Source organism: Motilibacter aurantiacus, from assembly GCF_011250645.1.
GTDB lineage: Bacteria > Actinomycetota > Actinomycetes > Motilibacterales > Motilibacteraceae > Motilibacter_A > Motilibacter_A aurantiacus.
This window is the reverse complement of record NZ_JAANNO010000010.1, coordinates 109338-129934: the sequence shown is the minus strand read 5'-3', so window position 1 is coordinate 129934 and position 20597 is coordinate 109338. Positions and strand designations below refer to the sequence as shown.

Annotated in this window: 20 protein-coding genes and 2 pseudogenes; 16 read left to right on the top strand and 6 right to left on the bottom strand. The window is 73.9% G+C overall.

The window, feature by feature from the left end; translation table 11 throughout:
- Positions 1–1246, top strand: a 1246-nt coding sequence (locus tag G9H72_RS16605; RefSeq protein ID WP_166173116.1) for an Ig-like domain-containing protein, incomplete at its 5' end; no start/stop codon positions are given.
- 647 nt (positions 1247–1893) lie between these two features.
- On the opposite strand, the gene G9H72_RS16600 is transcribed toward G9H72_RS16605, so the two are convergent.
- The gene (locus tag G9H72_RS16600) at positions 1894–2691 is read right to left on the bottom strand and encodes a hypothetical protein (protein ID WP_166173114.1); all 798 of its coding nucleotides are present in this window, start codon (positions 2689–2691) and stop codon (positions 1894–1896) included.
- 25 nt (positions 2692–2716) lie between these two features.
- On the opposite strand from G9H72_RS16600, the gene G9H72_RS16595 reads away from it, so the two are divergent.
- The 9 genes and pseudogenes from G9H72_RS16595 (at position 2717) to G9H72_RS16565 (ending at position 10033) form a co-directional block, all read left to right on the top strand.
- On the top strand, positions 2717–3037 hold the full coding sequence (locus tag G9H72_RS16595; RefSeq protein WP_166173112.1) for a hypothetical protein: 321 nt from the start codon (positions 2717–2719) through the stop codon (positions 3035–3037).
- A complete protein-coding gene (locus G9H72_RS22560) occupies positions 3034–4047 on the top strand; it encodes a sortase (protein WP_166173110.1) in 1014 nt (337 codons plus the stop codon). Before G9H72_RS16595 ends, G9H72_RS22560 begins: the two co-directional genes overlap by 4 nt.
- Before the next feature lie 26 nt (positions 4048–4073).
- Complete coding sequence (locus G9H72_RS16585; protein WP_166173108.1) at positions 4074–4904, top strand: phosphate ABC transporter ATP-binding protein; 831 nt, start codon at positions 4074–4076, stop codon at positions 4902–4904.
- Between the two features lie 13 nt (positions 4905–4917).
- Positions 4918–5643: a hypothetical protein gene (locus tag G9H72_RS16580; RefSeq protein WP_166173106.1), complete on the top strand. Its 726-nt coding sequence runs from the start codon at positions 4918–4920 to the stop codon at positions 5641–5643.
- A gap of 343 nt (positions 5644–5986) precedes the next feature.
- A pseudogene (locus tag G9H72_RS23465) lies at positions 5987–7069 on the top strand (glycerophosphodiester phosphodiesterase family protein); the annotation flags it as partial.
- Between the two features lie 30 nt (positions 7070–7099).
- A pseudogene (locus tag G9H72_RS23460) lies at positions 7100–7642 on the top strand (glycerophosphodiester phosphodiesterase family protein); the annotation flags it as partial.
- A gap of 6 nt (positions 7643–7648) precedes the next feature.
- The gene (locus G9H72_RS23455; protein WP_407939599.1) at positions 7649–8065 is read left to right on the top strand and encodes a glycerophosphodiester phosphodiesterase; all 417 of its coding nucleotides are present in this window, start codon (positions 7649–7651) and stop codon (positions 8063–8065) included.
- A 140-nt stretch (positions 8066–8205) separates the two neighbouring features.
- Positions 8206–9639, top strand: coding sequence for a hypothetical protein (locus G9H72_RS16570; protein WP_166173102.1), 1434 nt, complete (start codon positions 8206–8208; stop codon positions 9637–9639).
- Between the two features lie 40 nt (positions 9640–9679).
- Entirely contained in the window at positions 9680–10033 is a 354-nt protein-coding gene (locus G9H72_RS16565; RefSeq protein ID WP_166173100.1) for a DUF6204 family protein, read from the top strand.
- On the opposite strand, the gene G9H72_RS16560 is transcribed toward G9H72_RS16565, so the two are convergent.
- Positions 10018–10986, bottom strand: a complete 969-nt coding sequence (locus G9H72_RS16560) for a DMT family transporter (protein WP_166173098.1) — start codon at positions 10984–10986, stop codon at positions 10018–10020. The two genes, G9H72_RS16565 and G9H72_RS16560, sit on opposite strands and share 16 nt — an antisense overlap.
- A gap of 71 nt (positions 10987–11057) precedes the next feature.
- Between G9H72_RS16560 and G9H72_RS16555 the strand changes: the two genes are divergently transcribed.
- A complete protein-coding gene (locus G9H72_RS16555) occupies positions 11058–11987 on the top strand; it encodes a LysR family transcriptional regulator (RefSeq protein ID WP_166173096.1) in 930 nt (309 codons plus the stop codon).
- 51 nt (positions 11988–12038) lie between these two features.
- Here the strand turns inward: G9H72_RS16555 and G9H72_RS16550 are convergent, their stop codons facing one another.
- A complete protein-coding gene (locus G9H72_RS16550; RefSeq protein ID WP_166173094.1) occupies positions 12039–12500 on the bottom strand; it encodes a GNAT family N-acetyltransferase in 462 nt (153 codons plus the stop codon).
- Between the two features lie 73 nt (positions 12501–12573).
- Between G9H72_RS16550 and G9H72_RS16545 the strand changes: the two genes are divergently transcribed.
- Positions 12574–13158, top strand: a complete 585-nt coding sequence (locus tag G9H72_RS16545; protein ID WP_166173092.1) for a TetR/AcrR family transcriptional regulator — start codon at positions 12574–12576, stop codon at positions 13156–13158.
- A 56-nt stretch (positions 13159–13214) separates the two neighbouring features.
- On the opposite strand, the gene G9H72_RS16540 is transcribed toward G9H72_RS16545, so the two are convergent.
- The 3 genes from G9H72_RS16540 to mshD form a co-directional block, all read right to left on the bottom strand.
- Complete coding sequence (locus G9H72_RS16540) at positions 13215–13358, bottom strand: Rv0909 family putative TA system antitoxin (protein ID WP_166173090.1); 144 nt, start codon at positions 13356–13358, stop codon at positions 13215–13217.
- Between the two features lie 33 nt (positions 13359–13391).
- Positions 13392–14435 carry a LacI family DNA-binding transcriptional regulator gene (locus G9H72_RS16535; protein WP_166173088.1) on the bottom strand — a complete coding sequence of 348 codons (1044 nt, stop codon included), beginning with the start codon at positions 14433–14435 and terminating at the stop codon, positions 13392–13394.
- Between the two features lie 64 nt (positions 14436–14499).
- A complete protein-coding gene (gene mshD / locus G9H72_RS16530) occupies positions 14500–15477 on the bottom strand; it encodes a mycothiol synthase (protein ID WP_166173086.1) in 978 nt (325 codons plus the stop codon).
- A gap of 141 nt (positions 15478–15618) precedes the next feature.
- Between mshD and G9H72_RS16525 the strand changes: the two genes are divergently transcribed.
- The 4 genes from G9H72_RS16525 to G9H72_RS16510 all read left to right on the top strand — a co-directional run bounded on the left by G9H72_RS16525 (position 15619) and on the right by G9H72_RS16510 (position 20594).
- Entirely contained in the window at positions 15619–17370 is a 1752-nt protein-coding gene (locus G9H72_RS16525; RefSeq protein ID WP_166173084.1) for a bifunctional metallophosphatase/5'-nucleotidase, read from the top strand.
- 154 nt (positions 17371–17524) lie between these two features.
- The gene (locus G9H72_RS16520; RefSeq protein WP_166173082.1) at positions 17525–18034 is read left to right on the top strand and encodes a SigE family RNA polymerase sigma factor; all 510 of its coding nucleotides are present in this window, start codon (positions 17525–17527) and stop codon (positions 18032–18034) included.
- Complete coding sequence (locus tag G9H72_RS16515; RefSeq protein ID WP_166173080.1) at positions 18021–18740, top strand: hypothetical protein; 720 nt, start codon at positions 18021–18023, stop codon at positions 18738–18740. The genes G9H72_RS16520 and G9H72_RS16515 overlap by 14 nt, the downstream gene beginning before the upstream one ends.
- Before the next feature lie 120 nt (positions 18741–18860).
- Entirely contained in the window at positions 18861–20594 is a 1734-nt protein-coding gene (locus G9H72_RS16510) for a bifunctional metallophosphatase/5'-nucleotidase (protein ID WP_166173078.1), read from the top strand.
- The last annotated feature ends 3 nt before the right edge of the window (positions 20595–20597 follow it).

Here is a 20597-nt window from a genome sequence, read left to right as displayed (position 1 = left end):
GAGCTCGATCACGGCGCAGTTCGTCCCGTCGGGCACGGGCTCCGTCGGCTCCACCTCGACCGCGCTGAGCTACACGATCACCGCCGTCCCGAACGCCACGACCACCGCGCTGACGGCGTCGCCGGCCTCCCCGCAGCAGGTCGGGACGGCCGTCACCCTCACCGCCACGGTCACGCCCGCCGCGGCCGCCGGCACGGTGACGTTCCGCCGGGGCAGCGAGACCCTCGGCACCGCCGCCGTCGCCAACGGCGTCGCGATGTTCACGACCTCCGCGCTGCCGGTCGGCACCAGCTCCGTCACCGCCGAGTTCGCGCCCACGGGCGGCAACTACACCGGCTCCACCTCGTCGGCGCTCAGCTACGTCGTCACCGCCGCTCCGGCGGCCACCACGACGACGCTCGTGGCCAGCCCGGCCAGCCCGCAGCAGGTCGGCACGGCCGTCACCCTGACGGCCGAGGTGTCCCCGGCCGCGGCCGGCACCGTCCAGTTCCGGGACGGCTCGACGTCGCTCGGCTCTGCTCCCGTCGCGGGCGGCAAGGCGACGATCAGCACCTCCACGCTGGCCGTCGGCACCCGCACGCTCACGGCGGTCTTCACCCCGTCGAGCGCCGAGTACCTCGGCTCGACGTCGGCGGCCCTCTCGTACACGATCACCGCTGCCCCGGTGGCCACGACGACGGCGCTCACCGCGTCGCCGGCGAGCCCGCAGGTGCAGGGCACCAACGTCACCTTCACGGCGACGGTGTCGCCGGCGGCCGCCGCCGGCTCGGTCACCTTCCGCCGCGGCTCCGACGTCCTCGGGACCGTCGCCGTCTCGAACGGCACCGCGGCGTACTCGACGACGGGCCTGCCGGTCGGGACGAGCTCGGTGACCGCTGAGTTCGTGCCCTCCGGTGCGGCCTACATCGGCTCCACGTCTGCCGCCGTGAGCTTCACCGTCACAGCTGCGCAGGGCGGCGGGATCGCCGTCACGGGCGGCGCGACGATCTCCGTCAGCGCACGCCAGATGTTCAGCGCCGCGGTGGGCGTGGTCGTCAACTCGGCCGCCCCCAGCAACGCGCTGAGCGCGACGATCGAGTGGGGCGACGGCCAGTCGTCGACCGGCATCCTCGCTGGGCCGAACGGCTTCCGTGGCGTCTTCGGCACCCACATGTACGCCTCCGCGGGCACCTACACGGTCACCGTCAAGGTGACCGGCCCGAACGGCACGAGCGGGTCGGTCACCCGCACCGTCGTCGTCAGCTGAGGTCCTGGACGCCCGGGGGGCGGGCGGGCAACCGCCCGCCCCCCGGCACGTCGCGCGCGGAATGCGGACGATGCCGGAGCTACGCCCGCGAAAAGCGCGCAGCGGGTCGGCACCGGCCGGCATGGACATGTGGCGTTCATGCTGACGTCGCCTCCCGGCCCGGTCCTCATTCCACTATTCGCTCGGCTGTTCCGTGGCGGCGCGGGCACTGCCCCGCTGACGAGCCGAGGCCCCGCCGTCTTTTTCACACCCTAGGAAGTGGATCGCGTGTCCATGCGTGTCTCCCGGCCCCTCGCAGCGGCGCTGACAGCGCTCGCGACGGCCTCGACGGCCACCGTGCTGGCCTCCAGCCCCGCGGGGGCGGCCGACGTCGGCACGCTCACCGTGACCCCGGAGTCCGGCGTCCTCACGACCGGCGGCATCACCTTCCGCACCTCCGGTGGATGCCCGGCCGCCGCCACCAACCTGCTCGTCAAGATCTACGGTCACGGGTTCCCCGAGTCCGGGCTCAACTACGTGGCCAACACGGCCCTCACGACCTACGGATCGTCCGGCGGCTCGACCCAGCCGTTCTCGGTGCCGGCGCCCAAGAACCTGCAGGACCAGGGCGCCCTGGCGTCCCCGCCCGTCGAGCAGTGGAAGGGCGACTACGAGTTCGTCCTCTTCTGCCGCACCGCGCTCAACGCGACCAGCCTCGGAGAGTTCCGCGGCGGCACGATCCGGTTCCCCGCCGAGGGCGGAACGTCCTGGGTCGCCGTCCTCCCGGGTGGCGGCTCGCCCTCGCCGAGCCCGTCGCCCACTGCCCCCTCGCCGTCCCCGAGCCCGTCGCCCTCGCCGAGCGCCTCGCCGAGCGCCTCGCCGAGCGCGTCGCCGTCGACCAGCCCGTCGCCCTCACCGAGCGCGTCGCCCTCGACGTCCCCGTCGGGCAGCCCCTCGCCGTCGGCCAGCCCGTCGGCCAGCGCGTCGCCGTCGGCCTCGGCCAGCGCGTCGCCGTCGGCGAGCCCCGGTGCCTCCCCGTCGACGACCCCGAGCCCCTCCCCGACTCCCTCGCCCACCGCGGCGTCGTCGTCCAACGTCAGCATCACCGACGTCAACGGCAACCCGCTGCCGGCCTCGCCGTCGCTCGCGCACGGCGACACCGTCCGCATCCGTGCGACCGGCTTCGGCGCGCAGAGCTCCATCGCGGTCGCGCTCGACCCGGCCGACGTGCTGACGCGGCCGCTGCAGGCCGCTGCCGAGTCGGCCTCGCCCTCCGCGAGCCCGGGGGCCAGCGGTAGCCCGTCGGCCAGCCCGTCCGCGTCGCCGAGCCCGTCCGCGTCGCCCAGCCCCTCGGCGTCGCCCAGCCCCTCGGCGTCGCCCAGCCCTTCGGCGTCGCCGAGCCCCTCGGCGTCCACGTCGGCCTCGGCGAGCCCGGCGCCGTCCTCCACCGCCGCCTGGCTGGACACCGCGACCTCCAACGCCGACGGGGTCGTGACCTACGACTTCACCGTGCCGGACGACCTCGCGGTCGGCCCGCACTCGCTCGTCCTGTCCGACGGCAAGGCCAGCGCGACCGTCGAGTTCGCGGTGCTGGGCCAGGAGGACGTCGCCGCCAGCGACGCCGCCGCCTCGAACACGAGCGACGGCAAGGGGACGCTGGCCGCCACCGGCCTCACCGCGGTCCCGCTCGCGCTCATCGCGCTCGCCTTCCTCGCCGCCGGCACGAACCTGCACGTGGCCGCGCGGCGCCGCCGGGCGCTGCCGCAGGCTGCCGCGGGGACCCTGGCCGAGGACGGTCCGCACCAGCCGTGAGCCAGACCACCACGTTGCGTCCCTCCCCCGAGCTGGGGGAGGGGCGCGGCCTCCCGGGCGGCGAGGCGCCGCAGCGACCGTCCGCGCCGCGCGCCGGGCTGCTCGGCCGCTTCCGCCGCGCCGGAGCGGCCACCGGTGGCTCCGCGCCCCAGCGGCCCGGCCTGACCTTCGCGGGGACGGCGCTCTCGCTCCTCGCCACGCTGGCGCTGGGCTTCGCCGGCAACCTCCTGCTCGTCAGCCATCTGCAGCACGTGCGGGCCCAGAACCAGCAGTACGCGGAGTTCCGCAGCCAGCTGGCCCTGGGCACCGCTCCGGTGGGCCCGTTCGACCTGGAGGGCCGCGCCGTGCCGCTCGGCGCTCCCGTGGCGATCCTCGACATCCCCCGTATCGGCATGGAGCACGAGGTCGTCGGGTGGGGGACCACGTCCGAGGTGCTGGAGAAGGGCCCCGGGCTGCTGCGCTCGACGGTCCTGCCGGGGCAGAACTCCATCTCGGTCATCTACGGGCGGAAGTCCACGTACGGCGGCCCGTTCGAGGACATCGACCAGCTCGAGCGTGGCGACATCATCCGGGTGACCACGGCCCAGGGCGGCCAGGCGCACACGTACGAGGTCATCGGCAGCCCGCGCCGCGAGGGCAGCCCGATGGAGGCGCGCGCACCGGGCCAGGGCCGGATCACGCTCGTCACCGCGGACGGCCCCTGGTACGCGCCCGAGGGCGTCGTCTACGTCGACGCCGACCTCACGTCCGCGCCGCAGGTCGCGCCCGCCCGGCCCCCGTTCACGTCCGCGACGCTGCCGGAGAACGAGCGCGCCATGGTGGGCGACGACAGCGTCTGGATCCGCATCCTGCTGTGGGGCGAGCTGCTGCTCCCCGCGTCGCTGGCCTTCGTCTGGGCCCGTGCCCGGTGGGGCAAGTGGCAGGCCTGGCTGGTCGGGGTGCCCGTGCTCGGCGCGCTCGGGCTCACCGTCGCGGGGCTGGTCGCCCGTCTGCTGCCGAACCTCATCTGAGCTCAGCCGATCCGAGGAAGACAACCATGAGTACGATCGAATCGCCCTTCTTCACGGAGGACGTCCCGGCGCCCGCGGCAGGGCTCGCCACCCTCGAGGGGCGCTCGGTCTCGGCCTGGTTCGCCGACCACAAGGTGCTCGACCGGGTCAGCCTGACCATGCCGGCCGGCCAGGTGACCGCGCTGATCGGCCCGTCCGGGTGCGGCAAGTCCACCTTCCTGCGGATCCTCAACCGGATGCACGAGCTGGTGCCGTCGGCGTCGCTGGCGGGGGAGGTGCTGCTCGACGGCGAGGACGTCTACGCCGTCGGCAAGCGGCTGACCGACGCCCGGCGCCAGATCGGGATGGTCTTCCAGAAGCCGAACCCCTTCCCGGCGATGAGCATCTACGACAACGTGGTCGCCGGCCTCAAGCTGACGGGCCGGCGGGCCGACCGCGCCGAGAAGGACGGCCTCGTCGAGAGCTGCCTGCAGAAGGCAGGCCTCTGGAAGGAGGTCAAGGACCGGCTCCGGCAGCCGGGCGGTGGCCTCTCCGGCGGCCAGCAGCAGCGTCTGTGCATCGCCCGATCCCTCGCGATCACCCCCCGCGTGCTGCTCATGGACGAGCCCTGCTCGGCGCTCGACCCCACGAGCACCCGGCGCATCGAGGAGACCATCGGGGAGCTCAAGTCCGAGGTCACGATCGTCATCGTCACGCACAACATGCAGCAGGCGGCCCGCGTCTCCGACGTCTGCGCGTTCTTCCTCGCCGAGCAGGGCAAGCCCGGGCACATCGTGGAGGCCGGCGCGACGCGCGACATCTTCGAGTCGCCGGTCGACCCGCGGACGGCCGACTACGTGAACGGCCGATTCGGCTGACGGGCGCAGCTCGATGACCCGCAACGTCCGCCGCGCGCTGGCGGCCTGCGCCACGGTGGCGGTCCTCGCGGCGGGGTCGCCGACGCCCGCGTCCGCCCAGGCGCAGGGGAGCCTGACGGTGGACCCCGTCGAAGGCGGCCTGGAGACCTTCCTGACCTTCCGCACGTCGGGTGGCTGCCCCGCCGCGGCGACGGGCCTCGTCGTCACCATCGACGGCACGGGGTTCGGCAAGGGCGGGGAGAACTACGTGGCGAGCTCGCCGCTGTCGATCTACGGCACGGCCGGCGGCAGCGCCGCGTCGTTCACCGTGCCCGCCCCGCGCAACCTCCGCGACCAGGGGGCGATGTCGCAGCCGCCCGTCGTCCACTACTCGGGGACGTACGCCCTCGTGCTGCACTGCCGCAAGCGGCTCGGGACCGCGGACCTCGCGACGTTCCGGGGCGAGATCCGCTTCGGCCGCAGCGGGAAGACCTGGCGGCTCGTGGGCGCGCCGCCGGCCGCGAGCCGGCCGACGGCTTCCCCGGCCGCCCCGCTCGCCGGTGACGCCCTGCCGCCGGTCGCCGGGGCGGCCGAGCCGAGCACCGGCCCCTCGGCGGCGGCGGCGTCGCCCGGCGGCGACGGCGGCTCGTCCCGCCTTCCGCTCGGGCTCTGGCTGGGCCTCGGCGCGGTGGGGGCGCTGCTGCTCCTCGGGCTGTGGGTGCCGCCGTTGGCCCGCCGCAGGAGCGCGACGACGGGGTGACGGGGTGACACCCCAGGGGGTCGAGGTCAGCTACCGCTGGCCGCGTCGCGAGCTGCCTGCTCGCCCTCGCAGCGTCGACGCCGGCGCCGAGCGACGCGTTCCTCGTCCTGCCCTCGATGTCCGGGCTGTCCGGGCTGCTCGTCGCCTCGGCGGTGCTGCGCGTGCTCCCGTCCGGGCGTCCGGCCCACCCCGTGCCTGCGCAGAGCTGACCCGGCGCACACCGCGCCGCTTCACCGCCTCGCAACCCGATGGCCGCCCGCACGCCGCGTGCTGCACACCCGGGGTCCGCGCGCCTTCGACAGCGTGAGGGCTTTGCCACCTCACCCAGCTGAAGGGATCGCGCATGCAGCACCGTCGCGTGCTCGCTGTCGCGGTTGCGACCGCAGCGGCCGCCACGAGCGTCCTGCCCGCCACCGCGTACGCCAAGACCTCCGCTCCGAAGAGCACGACGGCCGCCGCTGCGGCCGACGCGAGCGGCTTCGACCTGCAGGCCCACCGCGGCGGGATGGGGCTGCGGCCGGAGGGGACCCTCGCCGCCTTCGGCAACGCGCTGCAGCTCGGCGTCTCCACGCTCGAGCTCGACATCCAGATCACCCAGGACCAGAAGGCCGTCGTCACGCACGACCGCCGGGTCGGCGCGCAGCCCTGCCGTGACACCGGGCCGGCCTTCCCGGGCGACCCGGAGTACCCGTACGTCGGCAAGTACATCAAGGACCTGACGCTCGACCAGGTGAAGACCCTGGAGTGCAGCTACCGCACCAACGAGCCGTACGTCAGCACCCAGGAGCGCGTGCCGGGTGCGCGGATGCCCGAGCTGCGTGACGTCTTCGCGCTCGTCGAGCGCTACGGGGCGGACGACGTGATGCTGAACGTCGAGACCAAGGTCGAGGCCGGCGCGCCGCACGAGACCGCCCCGCGTGAGCAGTTCGTGCAGATCGCGGTCCGTGAGATCCTCGCCGCCGACATGCTCGGCCAGGTCACGATCCAGAGCTTCGACTGGGGCACGCTGAAGCGGATCGGGGAGGTGGAGCCGCGCCTGCCGCTCGTCGCGCTCACGAACTACGACTTCCTGCAGACCGGGCGCCCCGGCGCCTCCCCGTGGCTCGGCGGGATCGACATCGACGACTTCGGCGGCGACCCCATCGCCGCGATCGCGTCCTTCGACGCCGACGCGTTCTCGCCCGTGCACGGCTTCCCGCAGAACGGAACGGTCACCGACGCGGGCTACCGGCCGTACGTGACCAAGGCCATGGTCGACTCCGCGCACGCCGCGGGCATCGAGGTCGTGCCGTGGACGGTCAACGACAAGCCCACGATGCGCAAGCTCCTCGACGACGGCATCGACGGCCTCATCACCGACTACCCCGACCGGCTGCGCGAGGTCCTGCAGGAGCGAGGGGTCGCCCGTCCGGAGCAGTACGCCTCCCCGTTCGACGTCCAGGCGCACCGCGGCGGCCGCGCACGCCTGCCGGAGAACACACTCGCGGCATTCGCGAACGCGCTCTCCTACGAGGACATCTCGACCCTCGAGTTCGACACGGGCGTCACGCAGGACCGGGTGCCCGTCGTCATCCACGACCGCACCATCAACGGCTCGCACTGCATCGACACCGAACCGGTGACGCCCGACGACCCGGAGTTCCCGTACGTCGGCAAGGCCGTCCACGACCTGACGCTCGCGCAGATCAGGACGATCGACTGCGGCAGCAGGACGCTGACGGCCGAGCTCCCGCAGCAGCAGGCCGTCCCGGGGGCGGGGATCCCCACCCTCGAGGAGGTCCTCGACCTCGTCAACGAGAGCGGCCGTGAGGACGTCCGGCTCAACATCGAGACCAAGCTGAGCCCGACGGCCGACGACACCATCCGCCACAAGACCTTCACCCACGAGGTCGTGCGCGAGATCAAGCGGGCGAAGCTGATCAAACGCACCACGCTTCAGTCGTTCGACTGGCGGACCATCCAGTACGCGAAGCAGATCCGCCCTGACCTGGAGACGGTCGCGCTCGTGTGGCAGTACGGCCCCGCCGAGTGCGCGACGGTCGCCGACGAGTGCTCGCTGCAGGCGGCGTACGGCGACCCGGCCGTGAAGAGCCCGTGGACCGGGACGCTGGACTGGTGGACGACGAAGGACCTCGGTGCCCTCGTCCGCGCCTCCGGAGCGTCGACCGTGTCGGCGAACTGGCAGGTCCACGACCCGGCGCAGGGGACGGTGGCGTCGAGCGACTGGTACCTCCGGCAGAGCCCGGCGTACTTCCACGGGCCGGACGTCGCCGGCCTGCACGCGGTCGGCCTCAAGGTCGTGCCCTACACGATCAACGACAAGCCGACCATGCAGCGGGTGATCGACCTGGGCGTCGACGGCATCATCTCCGACGACCCCTGGGCGCTGATCGAGGTCGCGAAGCTCAACGGGCTGCGCTGACCCTCAGTGGCTGAGGGACAGCGCAGGGTCGGCGGGTGCTTCGCGAAGGCGTCACCCGCCGGCCCTGCGCCGGTCATCGACGGGCAACCCGACGAGGCTTGCCTGGCGGCGCACATCCCCGACTCCACAAGGGAGACGTCATGCGCCGCCGCATCGACACCCTGGCCGGACGCGCCCTCGGCGCCGTCCTCGCCACCGCCGCGCTGTCCGGCGCCGCGATCGCCGTCACGACCGCTCCCGCCACCGCGTCCGAGGGCCGCGAGGGGCGCATGCACCTCCAGCGCGGCCAGGCCGGCACCATCGACCTCGACGTGCGCCGCCCCGGCGAGGCCATCCTCACCGCCACCGTCTCCGCCGGCAACGCCGACTGGTCGGTCGAGGGGCGCGAGAGCGCCGTCGTCGCCGCGTACGTCGACGGCCGGCACGTCACCGACATCGTGGTGCCCTCGAACATCCCAACGCTCCGGACCTTCGCACTCGGGCGCCTGGACAAGGGCGACCACGAGCTGCGCCTGGTCTTCGACGAGCGCTCGCCGGCCGGCGTCCCGTCCGTGCAGATGAGCCGGCTGCGGGTCGACGTGTCGCGGGAGAACGCGCCCGAGCACGACGTGCTCAAGCACGCGCCGATCCTCATCGGCCGCGCGCTTCCGGCGCTCGGCAGCACCTGGCAGAACGCCACCACCGACACCCCGCTCATCGCCTGGCACGAGTCGCGCCCCGCGACCACTGCGGGCCACACGGTCGTGGAGTACTCCGTCGTGTGGAGCAACGAGGACGGCGGCACGAACTCGCCGGCCCTCATGGCCCGCTGGGGGCGTACCACCGACATCGAGTGGTTCTACCGGGTCGAGCTCGACGAGGACGGCGACCGCGTCCCCGGCACCGGCGTCTACCAGTCCGCCGGGCACGGCACGGTCGAGTTCACCGGGCAGTTCGAGGGTGACCACCCGCTGATCCAGGTCTGCACGTCGAACAACAACATGTGCCACGAGATCACGACGCCTGCGGACGAGCGGATGCGCTTCCAGCTCGACACCCGGCAGACGCGCCCGGCCGACAGGTCGCGCGAGCACCTGATGGACACCAACCCCTGGACCTACCAGGTGATGGCGAAGGAGATGGTGCGTGAAGGGCAGATCGAGGCCCCCTCGGACCCCGCGACGCCGGCCGTCGGCGACCAGCGCTCCTACCTCTGGGTCGAGACCACCCAGGTGACGGGTGCCGCCCAGGGCGCCGGCTCGCTGCCCGGCCTCGCGATCGGGGTCAAGCTGCGCGGTGACGCCACGGTCTACCGCTCGGACCACTCGGTGCTCGGCTGGACGATCGCCCGCGACGTGCCGGCCGCCACGACCGTCGAGCTCCCGGTCGGCACGACCGCCGACGACGTCGAGGCGCTGCTGGCCATCCGCACCCGCAGCGGCAGCGGCGACAACGGGGCGACGCTGACCGTGAAGCGGATCGGCCGCGCGTTCTTCCTCACCTCCGACTACCTGCCGGGCCCGTCGTTCCTGTCGTTCGACTCCGGCGCCCGGCTGACGGCCGCTGCGCCGCAGGCCACCATCTGGTCGCGATAACCGTTGGTGCGAGGTGCTCACCCGTCACTACCGTCGGCGGGTGAGCACCCGCGACTTCCGCATCAAGATCCGAGGCTCGTTCGAGGCACTGACGGCCGAGCAGCGCGCCGCGCTGCTGGCCCAGGCGGGCCGGCACGACGTCCTGTCGGCACGCTTCACGCCCGAGGGGCACATGTCCTACGACGTCGCCGCCCGGCCGTTCTTCACCTTCCGCTTCGCAGCCGCGGGCGAGGCCGAGGAGGACGTTCTCGAGGCGGCCGAGCGGGCGGAGGCGGCCTGCCGTGCCTGGCTCGACGAGCGCGGCCTCGCGTACACCCTGAACGACACCGTCGCCGAGGACCTGTCGCAGGCGCCGCTGGCCAAGCGACAGCGGCAGGCTCAGCGCAGCGGCTGAGCCTGCACCTGCAGTTCGGTGTAGTCGGCTTCGGTGAAGGCCGCGTCCGGGGCCGTCGGTGGCTCGACGCGCTCGCGGTGGCGCCCCTCGACCGCGCGGCCCCAGTACGTCGCGATCACGATCAGGGCCGCTCCACAGGCGCTGAGGGCGGTCAGCGACTCGTCCCCGAGGCCGACGCCGGCGGCCACGGCCCACACCGGCTCGGTGCCCATGAGCAGGCTGGCGCGGCTCGCGGAGGTGCGGCGGATCGCCCACGTCTGGGCCAGGAACGCGAACACGCTGCAGGCCAGGGCGAGGTAGGCCAGGCGAGCCCAGTCCGGCCCGGAAAGCTGCGGGACCGTGTCGGGCAGCCGCGGCCCCGCCGCGAGCGCGAACACGCCCGTGCCGACGACGGCCTGCACCGTGGTGATCTGCAGGGACCGGTACGCCCGCCCCGCGGTCAGCCGCCCGATGAGCGTGACGTGCGTGGCGCGTACGCCCGCGGCGGCGAGCACGAGGAGGTCCCCGCCGCCCGGGGCCGCCAGCCCGTCGGCCGACACCAGGAGCCCGACGCCGACGACGGCGAGGGTCGCGGCGACGAAGAACCGGGCGGGCAGCCAGTCGCGTGACCAGACGCTCTCCAGGAGCGGGGTGCACACGACGGTCAGGCTGATGAGCAGCCCGGCGTTGGTGGCCGACGTGTGCGCGACCCCTGCCGTCTCCAGGGCCAGGATCGCCGCCTGCGTGCAGCCGAGGAGCGCGCCGACGCGGGTCTCGGCGCGGCTGGGGGCCGACCGCGAGGCGGCGCAGCAGGCGAGCAGCGAGCCCGCGGTCAGCAGGTAGCGCAGCGCGAGCACCACCGAGACGGCCGCCACCGCGGTCAGGTCCTTGGCGACCAGGTAGCTCGTGCCCCAGACCACCGCGACCCCGAGCAGGACGGCGTCGACGGCGTAGGTGGTGCGAAGCCTGGTCACGGGCCGAGGCTGCCGGGGGAGACCGTGAAGAGCAAGCGGCAGCTGGTTCAGCGTCCCTGTAGTTTCGCTTCATGGACCCGCGCCAGCTCGCCGTCCTCCGCGAGCTCGGCGACCGCGGGAGCGTGACCGCGGTCGCCGCCGCGCTGCACATCTCCCCGTCCGCCGTCTCCCAGCAGTTGGCCGCCCTCCAGCGCGGCGCCGCCGTGCCCCTCACGGAGCGGCGGGGCCGGGTGCTGGTCCTCACCGATGCCGGGCGGGCGGTGGCCGATGCGGCCGCGGACGTGGCGGAGGCGCTCGCCCGGGCGGAGGCCGCTGTGGAGGACTACCTGGCCGACCCGGAGGCGACGGTGGCGGTCGCGGCGTTCTCCAGTGCGGCGGCCACGCTCTTCCCCCGCCTGGTCGCGGCCCTCGCCGACGCGGGCGGGCCCCGGGTCGCCTGTGCCGACGAGGACGTGGCCCAGGCCGACTTCCCGGCGCTGTGCGCGGACTACGACGTCGTGATCGCCCACCGGCCGGAGCACGGCCCGGGCTGGCCGCGCACCGTGCGCTCCTTCGGCCTGCTGCGCGAGCCGATCGACGTCGCCCTGCCCGTGGGGCATCGGCTGGCGGCCCGGGAAGCGCTCACCGCGGCCGACGTCGCCGGCGAGCCGTGGATCGCCGTGCACGAGGGCTTCCCGCTGCTCGGCGCGTTCGAGGCGGTGGTGACGGCCGCCGGCCGTCCCATCCGCCCCGTGCACCGGATCAACGAGTTCTCGGTGTCCGTCGCGCTCGTCGCCGCGGGGGGCGGGGTCGCCCTCGTCCCGCGCTACACCGGCCCGCAGCACCCGGGGGTCGTGCTGCGCCCGATCGAGGGCGCCGCGGTCACCCGCCGCATCGAGGCGCTGGCACGCCCCGAGCGGCTGCCGCGGGCGGCGGTCGCCTCCGTGCTGCGCACGCTGGCGCGGGTGGCCGGCGAGCTCTCGGCCGGTGACCGGGACGGCGTCCGCGCCGTGGAGCGCTGAGGGCGCCCTGACCCCCCTGGCGCTCCACGGTCTGCCGCCCGCGCCCGCAGGTCAGAGGTCGCGCGCGTAGCAGACGGAGATCTCGGACCCGACGTACGCGCCGAACGGCTCGATCCGCTGGTAGCCCTCACGCTCGTAGAAGCGGATCGCATCCGGCTGTGCCGTCCCGGTCTCCAGCAGCAGGCGGCCCACGCCCGCGGCCCGGGCACGGTTCTCGAGGGCGCGCAGGACCGCGACGGCCACACCCGTGCCACGGGCTGCGGGCTCGACGTACATCCGCTTGATCTCGGCCGACCCCGGGCCGAGGAACCGCAGCCCGCCGCAGCCCAGAGCGGTGCCCGCCTCGTCGCGCGCGACGAGGAACACGCTCACCGACTCCGCGGTCGGCGGCTCTCCGGGCTCGTGGTCGTCGCACCCGTAGCGCGCGTCGAGCTCGGCGCGCTGTGCGGCGCGCAGCCGCTCGCCGTCAGATGCGTCCCAGGGCTCGGGCGAGACGGTCAGGGGATCGGGCATGCAGGCCTCCGTGTCTCGTAACGAACGTTACGGTAACACTCGCTACGCTTCGGCTCGGCGAAAGGACGGCGACGTGCCCAGACGGCGGGAGATCGAGGGCCAGCGTGCCCGGCTGTCGGCCGCCGTGTGGGCCGTCCTGGCCGAGCAGGGGCCGCAGGGGCTCTCGCTGCGAGCGGTCGCCGAGCGCGCCGCCTGCACGACGGGACTGGTGCTGCACACCTTCCGCGACAAGCGGGCGCTGCTCGCGCACGCCCGCGAGGTCCTGCACGAGCGGACGGCCCAGAGCGCGGACGCGGCGGAGACGGGCACGCCGGCCGAGGCGCTGCACGCCGTCCTGCTGCAGGCCGCCTCGCTCACCCCGCAGGCCCGCGAGGAGGCGCGGGTCTGGCTCGGCTTCCTGGCCGCCGCCCTCGGCGACACGGAGCTGGCCGAGCTGCACGTGCGCGGCAACCGGGCGTTCGTCGAGCGGGTCACTCGGTTGGTCGGGGCCGTACGGCCCGAGCTCGACGCCGCCCACGTGCGGGCGCACGCCCTGGCCCTGGTGGCGCTCGTCGAGGGGCTGAACTCGTTGGCGACCGTCGACGAGGAGACGTACGCGCCGGACGCCCAGCGCGCGGCGGTCGACGTGGCGCTGGCCGGGCTGCTCGCGCCGGGCTGACCAACGCGAACGGCCGGCCGCGCAGGGTGCGCGACCGGCCGTCCGAGGGGCTGCTGCTACTCGCCGATCTTGGCGTCGGCGGCCTGCTGGCCCTTCTCGATCTGGTCGGTGCCCTTGCCGCCGGTCTTGGCCTCGGCCGTGTCCGCCGCCTTCTCCAGGCCCGCGTCGCTGGCCTTCTCGGTCATGTCGCCGATGCCCATGGAGCCTCCTCGAGTGCGCTGTGGGTTGCCGCCTCAGTCGTGCCCAGCAACCGGGCCGTCGAACACATCTTGCCCGGGTCTGTCCGACTTGAGGCGCGTGAGGCTACTCGCGCGCCGTACCCGGCGCGTCACGTCGCTCGAGCGCCGCACCACCAGCTCGGGAACGAACACGACGTGCTCGTGGCGGTGCTCCGGGCCGCGGTCGACCTCGTCGAGCAGCAGCCGCACGGCGGCCCGGCCGAGCTCGACGCTCGGCTGGCGGAGAAAGGTCAGGGGGACGGCGGCGCCGGCGGCGTACCCGATGTCGTCGTAGCCCACGATCGCGACGTCCTCGGGGGGCCGGAGGCCGTGCTCGGTCATGGCCTGCAGCACCCCGAGCGCGAGCAGGTCGTTGCCGCACAGCACCCCGGTCGACCGTCGCCGAGGCGGCAGCGCTGCGATCTCGTCGCCCGCCTGCCGTCCGGCGGCCAGGGCCGGGGCCTCGGCCGCCACCGCCAGCAGGCCGGCGCCGGCGAACTCCGGGCGCTCGACCACGCGGGTCGCGCCCCGGTGCCGGTCGCCGAACTGCAGCCCGACGAACGCCAGGCGCCGGTGCCCGCGCTCGAGCAGGTGGCGTGCGGCCAGCGCGCCGCCGGCCTCGTCGTCGGTGCGGACCGAGCAGAGGCCGGGATCGTCGATCTGGCGCGCGAGCACCACCACGGGGACGCCGCGGGAGGCCAGCCCGTGCAGCCACGGGTCGGCGACGTCCAGCGGGGTGACGATCACCCCGGAGGCCCGGGCCGCCTCGAACCGCTCCAGGTGCCGGTGCTCCCGGTCGCGGTCGCTGAAGCTGCTGCAGAGCGCCACCGTCACGTCGCGCTCGCTCGCGGCGTGGTCTGCCCCCTGCGCGACGTCGGTGAAGAACGGGTTGGCCCAGTCGGTCACGACCAGCGCGAGGGCGCGGCTCCGGCCCGTGCGCAGTGCCCGGGCCGACTCGTTGCCCAGGTAGCCGAGCTCCTCGATGGCCGCGTGCACGCGCTGCTGGAGAGCCGCGCTGACGACCTGCGGCCGGTTCAAGGTGTTGCTGACGGCGGCCACCGAGACGCCCGCGCAGAGCCACGTCCTTGAGGCGTACCGCCACGTCGAGTCCGCTCTGCCCGGCTCAGCGGGCGTACATCACGTCCACGTCGAACCGGGTGAACCCGAGCGACTCGTACAACCGCAGCGCCGCCGTGTTGTCGGCGTCGACGTAGAGCATCGCCTCGTCCAGCCCGCGGTCGCGCAGGTGGGCCAGGGCCTGCACCGCGAGCACCCGGGCCAGGCCGCCGCCGCGCGCCGTCGGGCAGACGCCGAGGACGTAGAGCTCGCCGATCGGGTCGTGGCCGTGCAGCTTGCGGGGCAGCTCCTGCTCCCCCTCCTCGCCCGCCTCGCGGACGACGGTGAGGCGCGGCTTCTCCTCGCCGCCGTGCACCTTCGTCCAGCCGAAGCCCACGAGCTCGCCCGCGCGCTCGGCCAGGAAGAAGCCCTCCGGGTCGAACCACGGCTCGTGCAGCCGGACGTGCAGGTCGTCCAGCGTCCACGCGCCCTGCTCCGGGTGCTGGGCGAAGGCCGCGGCGTTGAGCTCCACCCAGGAGGCGTCGTCCTCGCCCGGGCGGAAGGTGCGCAGGCGCACGCCCTCGGGCACCGCCGGCGAGGGCAACGTGGCGGCGAGCGGCCGGCGCATCTGCAGCAGCTCGCGGGCCTGGGCCAGCCCCGCCCCCCGCGCCAGCGCCGCTGCCCCCGGCAGCCCGCCGTGCGCCCACACCCGGACCGAGCCGTCGGGCGTCTCGGCGAGCACCGCGTCGAGCAGCGCCCGGCCGTAGCCGCGCCGTCTCCGTCCCGGGTGCACCACGAGCTCGGCGCTGGGGCCGGCCACCGCGTCGGTCACGTCCAGATGGGCGTACGCCGCCAGCGCGTCGCCGTCCCAGGCGAGCAGGCTGCGGGCGGGCCGGTCCCCGCCGTAGCGCAGGTGCAGCTCCACGTGCTCGGAGAGCGGGCGCACGCCGTCGGCCTCGGTCGCCGCCTCCACCAGCCAGGTCACCGCGTCGACCTCGGGCTTGCCCAGGCGGCCGGCGATCTCGATGCGCAACGCGTCCGACATCCCTGCAGGCTAACCGGGCGCCCCGCCCCGGCCGCGGTGACATCGTCACCGGAAGTTCACCCCAACTGTCGGCCCTTGTGCCTAGCCTGCCTGCCGACGGACGCTTCCGTCCGATGCCGTCGACCCTCGGGAGACACCCGCATGACCAAGCCCAGTGAGCGGTGCAAGCGGCTGCTGGCCGTCGCCGCCGCCGGTGGCGCCCTGGCCGCAGCCGTGACCGCGGCCGTTCCGGCCTCCGCCGCGTCCGCGCCCATCCAGCGGATCCAGCTGCTGGCCTTCAACGACTTCCACGGCAACCTCGAGCCGCCGTCGGGCTCCGGCGGGCGGATCCAGACGGGCACCAGCTCGACCGGCGCTGCGGTCAACGTGGACGCCGGGGGCGCCGCCTACCTCTCCACGCACCTGAAGGCGCTGCGCGCCGGGGAGCGCGACTCCTTCACGGTCTCGTCGGGCGACCTCATCGGCGCGTCCCCGCTGCTGTCGGCCGCCTTCCACGACGAGCCGACCATCGAGGCGCACAACCTGATGGACGTCGACCTCGGTGTCGTCGGCAACCACGAGTTCGACGAGGGCGTCGCCGAGCTGCTGCGCATCCAGAAGGGCGGATGCATCCGCGACGGCGAGGGCGCGAACAACCAGAACAGCTGCCCCGCGAAGGACCTCGGCGGCAAGCGCTTCCGCGGGGCGGACTTCCCCTACCTCGCCGCGAACGTGGAGTACACCGCGACCGGCAGGACGATCCTCTCCGCGACCCACGTGGAGAAGTTCCACCAGGGCGCGAAGGTCGGCTTCATCGGCGTCGTCACCAAGACCACCCCGTCGATCGTGACGGCCAGCGGCGTCGCCGGCCTGACGTTCACCGACGAGGCGGACACGATCAACCGGTACGCCGCGCAGCTGCAGGCGCAGGGCGTGCAGGCGATCGTCGCCGTGATCCACGAGGGCGGCAGCCAGGCCGGGCTCTACAACGCCTGCTCCAACCTCAACGGCGCCGTCCTGGACCTCAACAACCGCATCTCGCCGTCGGTCGACGTGCTGCTCAACGCCCACACCCACGCCGGCTACAACTGCAAGCTGAACGACCCGGCGGGCAACCCGCGCGTGGTCGTCCAGGGGGCGTCGGCCGGCCGGCTCATCTCCGAGGTCGACCTCGCCTTCGACCGCCGCACGGGGGACATCAACCGGGCGCAGACCACCGCGACGAACCACGTGGTGACCCGCACGGTCCCGGCGGACCCTGCCATCACCGGCCTCATCGCCCGCTACCAGGGCTACCTCGGCCCGATCGCGAGCCGCGAGCTGGGCTCGATCTCCGCCGACCTGGTCCGTGCGACGAGCCCGGCCGGCGAGGCCCCGCTGAGCAACGTCCTCGCCGACGCCGCCAAGGCCGACGCCTCCGTGCAGGGCAACGGCCCGGTGGAGATCGGCTTCATCAACCCCGGCGGCGTCCGCGCCGACCTGCCGTTCGCCCCTGACGGCGTCGTGCAGTACGGCGAGGCCTTCAGCGTGCAGCCGTTCAGCAACTACAACGTCTCCAAGACGCTCAAGGGCTCCGACCTCAAGGCGGTCCTCGAGCAGCAGTTCGACAACCCGGGCGCCGGCCAGAACCGCATCCTCGGCGTCTCCGGGCTCACCTACAGCTGGAGCGACTCCGCGCCCAAGGGCTCGAAGGTCTCCAACGTGCTGGTCAACGGCCAGCCGCTCGACCTGAGCCGCAGCTACCGGGTCGCCGGCAACAACTTCCTGCTCGAGGGCGGCGACAACTTCACCGCCTTCGCGCAGGGCACGGCGCCGCTCTACGGCGGCCTCGACATCGAGGCCTTCGCGTCGTACCTCGAGGCGAACTCGCCGCTGGCGCCGCCGGCGCTGGACCGCATCACGCGCCTGCCGTGACGCCCGGCCTCCGCTGACGCACACATGACGAGGGTGGCCCGCCGTTCGGCGGGCCACCCTCTTGGCGTCTGCCGGAGAACGAGTCCCCTGCGGCTGGCAACAAGGGCGGGACGGGCGGCGTCGTTGGGGGAGTGAAGACCTGGAGGGCGGCGGCGTGACGTTCGACGAGTACGTCGCGGCCCGCGCGCTCGCGCTGACCCGGTTCGCCTACGTCCTGACCGGCGACGCTTACCTGGCCGAGGACCTGGTGCAGAGCGCGCTGCTCAAGGCGTTCCGTCACTGGGGCAGGGTGGCCCGCGCCGACAGCCCGGACGCCTACGTGCGCCGCATCGTGGTCAACACCCACCTGTCCTGGCGGCGGCGGCTCCGGTTGCCCGAATGGCCGGTCGCGGCCCCGCCCGACACGGCGACCGGTGGGCTGCTCGACGACCCGGCCGACCTCGTGGGAGAGCGCGACGTCCTGCACCGCGCCCTCGCCGACCTGCCACCACGGCAGCGCACCGTGCTGGTGCTGCGCCATTACGCGGGCTACGACGACGCGGCCATCGCGAGCACTCTCGGCTGCACCGAGGCCGCTGTCCGCGGCTACGCCAGCAAGGGCGCCGCGCGCGTCCGCGCCGTCCTGCCCACGTCGTACCAGGAGGCACCCGATGCCCGCGCCTGAGCACCTCGACGACCTGCTGGAGCGCGCGTTCGAGGCGGAGGCCGACCGCGTCGTACGCCCCGCCGCCGCAGCCGGGCAGATCCGGGCCCGCGCCCGGCGCCGGTCCCTCGGCTCGGTGGCCACGGCGAGCGCCGCCGTCCTGGGCGTGGCGACCGTGGCGGCGGTCGCGGGCGCCGGCGGCGAGGAGGCGGCGACGCCGGGGACGGGCGCGTCCTCGGTGGCCACGCCGATGACGAGCCAGCTCGGCATCCCCACGACCCCGGACCCCCTGAACTACGACCCGCCCGACATGCGGGTCCCCGCCGGACGGATCACCCAGCTCGCGGGCGGGACGGTGGCGTACATGAGCACGGCCGGGCTGCTCTGCATCCAGTTCGAGGCCACGAGCTTCGGGTGCGGCGCTCCCGGGCACCGGCCACCCTCCGGCTACACCAGGGACGGCGGCCCACGGGTGATCGTCGGCCAGGTGCCGGCGCGTGCGGCACGCGTCGTGGTGTCCACGGCCGATGGCAGGAAGCGGGACGCGGCGATCTTCCGGGTCGACGGGCTGGCGGAGTGGCGGGTCTGGGCCCTCGCGGTGCCCGTGCCCGAGATGCAGGGTGACCCGTCGTCGTCCCGGTCGGCGGTGCAGCAGGCCGAGGAGGCCCTGCGCCAGTCCCGCGGCACGAGCGTCGTCGCGTACGACACCCGCGGCAGGAGAATCTGAGAGCCGGGCCGACGAGTTCATGCGGAGTTCGCCTGCTTCTCACGGCGGACGGCATCGGCTGCCCTAGCCTCCGGCGGGGCCACCGGCCCCCCACGTCCGCAGCTCCCAGGAGACCCCTGAATGACGCCCATCCTCGGACGCGTGCGCCCGCGCGCGGCCCTGCTCGCCGCGGCCGCCGGCGCCGTCCTGGCCGCGACGGCGATGACCGCCGTCCCCGCCGACGCCGTCTCGGTCACGTCCCAGCCTCTGCAGCACATCCAGCTGCTCGCCGTGAACGACTTCCACGGCAACCTCGAGCCGCCCACCGGGTCCGGTGGCACCGTCAACCCGGGCGGGGGCCAGCCGGCCGTGCCGGCGGGCGGTGCGGCGTACCTCTCGACGCACCTGAAGCAGCTGCGCGCCGGCAAGAAGGACAGCTTCACGATCGGCACCGGCGACATGATCGGCGCGTCGCCGCTGCTGTCGGCGGCGTTCCACGACGAGCCGACCATCGAGGCGATGAACCTGATGGGCGTCGAGCTCTCGGCCGTGGGCAACCACGAGTTCGACGAGGGCTACGCCGAGCTGCTCCGCATGCAGAAGGGCGGCTGCATCCGCGACGAGGCCGGCGCGGACAACCAGAACAGCTGCGCCGCCAAGGACCTCGGCGGAAAGCGCTTCCGCGGCGCCGACTTCGACTACCTGGCTGGGAACGTCGAGTTCACCGCCGACGGCAGCCCGCTCATGGCCGCGACGCACGTGGAGAAGTTCCACAACGGCGCCAAGGTGGGCTTCATCGGCGTCGTCACGTCCTCGACCCCGTCGATCGTCACGGCATCGGGCATCCGCGGCTTGTCCTTCAAGGACGAGGCCCAGGTCATCAACAAGCACGCCGCCCAGCTGCAGGCCAGGGGCGTCGAGGCGATCGTCGTCCTCATGCACGAGGGCGGCAGCGGCGGCAGCGCCTACAACGGCTGCTCCTCGCTCGGTGGCGCGGCCCGCGGCATCAACGCGAACGTCACCTCCGCCGTCGACGTGATCGTGACCGGCCACAGCCACTCGGCCTTCAACTGCAAGGCCCCCGACCCGGCCGGCAACCCCCGGCTGGTCACCCAGGCCGGCAACTACGGCCGCCTGGTCACCGACATCGACCTCGTCATCGACCGCCGGACCGGCGATGTCGACCGGCAGGCCACCAAGGCCGAGAACGTCATCGTCACCCGCACCGTGACTCCGGACGCGCAGATCAGCGATCTGATGAACCGGTACCGCACGTACCTCGGCCCGATCGCCACGCGGACGATCGGCTACATCGGCTCGGACATCACCCGCAGCACCAACTCCGCGGGCGAGTCGGCCCTGGGTGACCTGCTCGCCGACTCGGTCCGCGCCGACCCGTCCATCGCCGGCGGTGGCCCGATCGACATCGCCTTCATGAACCCGGGCGGCATCCGGGCCGACCTGCCCAAGGGCGACGGTGCGGTGACGTACGAAGAGGCCTTCGCCGTTCAGCCGTTCAGCAACTACAACGTCTCGAAGACCTACACGGGCGCTCAGGTCAAGCAGATCCTCGAGGCAGGCCGGCTGCCGGTGTCGGGCCTGACCTACACCTTCACCGCCTCGGCCCCGGCCGGGAACCGCGTCTCGAACGTCCTCGTCGGCGGCCGGCCGCTCGAGCTGGGCAAGAAGTACCGTGTCGGCGCCAACAACTTCCTCATCGAGGGCGGCGACGGCTACGCCACCTTCGCCGAGGGCACCGACCCGCTCTACGGCGGCGTCGACATCGACGGCTTCGCGCGCTTCCTCTCGGCCAACTCGTCGGCGACCGCGCCGTACGTCGTGCCGGGGCTGAACCGGATCACCCGCCTGCCGTAGCCG

What these genes read in the sequence shown, in the direction of transcription:
- G9H72_RS16585 (WP_166173108.1), top strand. Translation starts at nt 4,074, where the DNA reads ATGAGTACGATCGAATCGCCCTTCTTCACGGAGGACGTCCCGGCGCCC.
- G9H72_RS16580 (WP_166173106.1), top strand. Translation starts at nt 4,918, where the DNA reads ATGACCCGCAACGTCCGCCGCGCGCTGGCGGCCTGCGCCACGGTGGCG.
- G9H72_RS16570 (WP_166173102.1), top strand. Translation starts at nt 8,206, where the DNA reads ATGCGCCGCCGCATCGACACCCTGGCCGGACGCGCCCTCGGCGCCGTC.
- G9H72_RS16555 (WP_166173096.1), top strand. Translation starts at nt 11,058, where the DNA reads ATGGACCCGCGCCAGCTCGCCGTCCTCCGCGAGCTCGGCGACCGCGGG.
- G9H72_RS16550 (WP_166173094.1), bottom strand. Translation starts at nt 12,500, where the DNA reads ATGCCCGATCCCCTGACCGTCTCGCCCGAGCCCTGGGACGCATCTGAC.
- G9H72_RS16540 (WP_166173090.1), bottom strand. Translation starts at nt 13,358, where the DNA reads ATGGGCATCGGCGACATGACCGAGAAGGCCAGCGACGCGGGCCTGGAG.
- mshD (WP_166173086.1), bottom strand. Translation starts at nt 15,477, where the DNA reads ATGTCGGACGCGTTGCGCATCGAGATCGCCGGCCGCCTGGGCAAGCCC.
- G9H72_RS16525 (WP_166173084.1), top strand. Translation starts at nt 15,619, where the DNA reads ATGACCAAGCCCAGTGAGCGGTGCAAGCGGCTGCTGGCCGTCGCCGCC.
- G9H72_RS16515 (WP_166173080.1), top strand. Translation starts at nt 18,021, where the DNA reads ATGCCCGCGCCTGAGCACCTCGACGACCTGCTGGAGCGCGCGTTCGAG.
- G9H72_RS16510 (WP_166173078.1), top strand. Translation starts at nt 18,861, where the DNA reads ATGACGCCCATCCTCGGACGCGTGCGCCCGCGCGCGGCCCTGCTCGCC.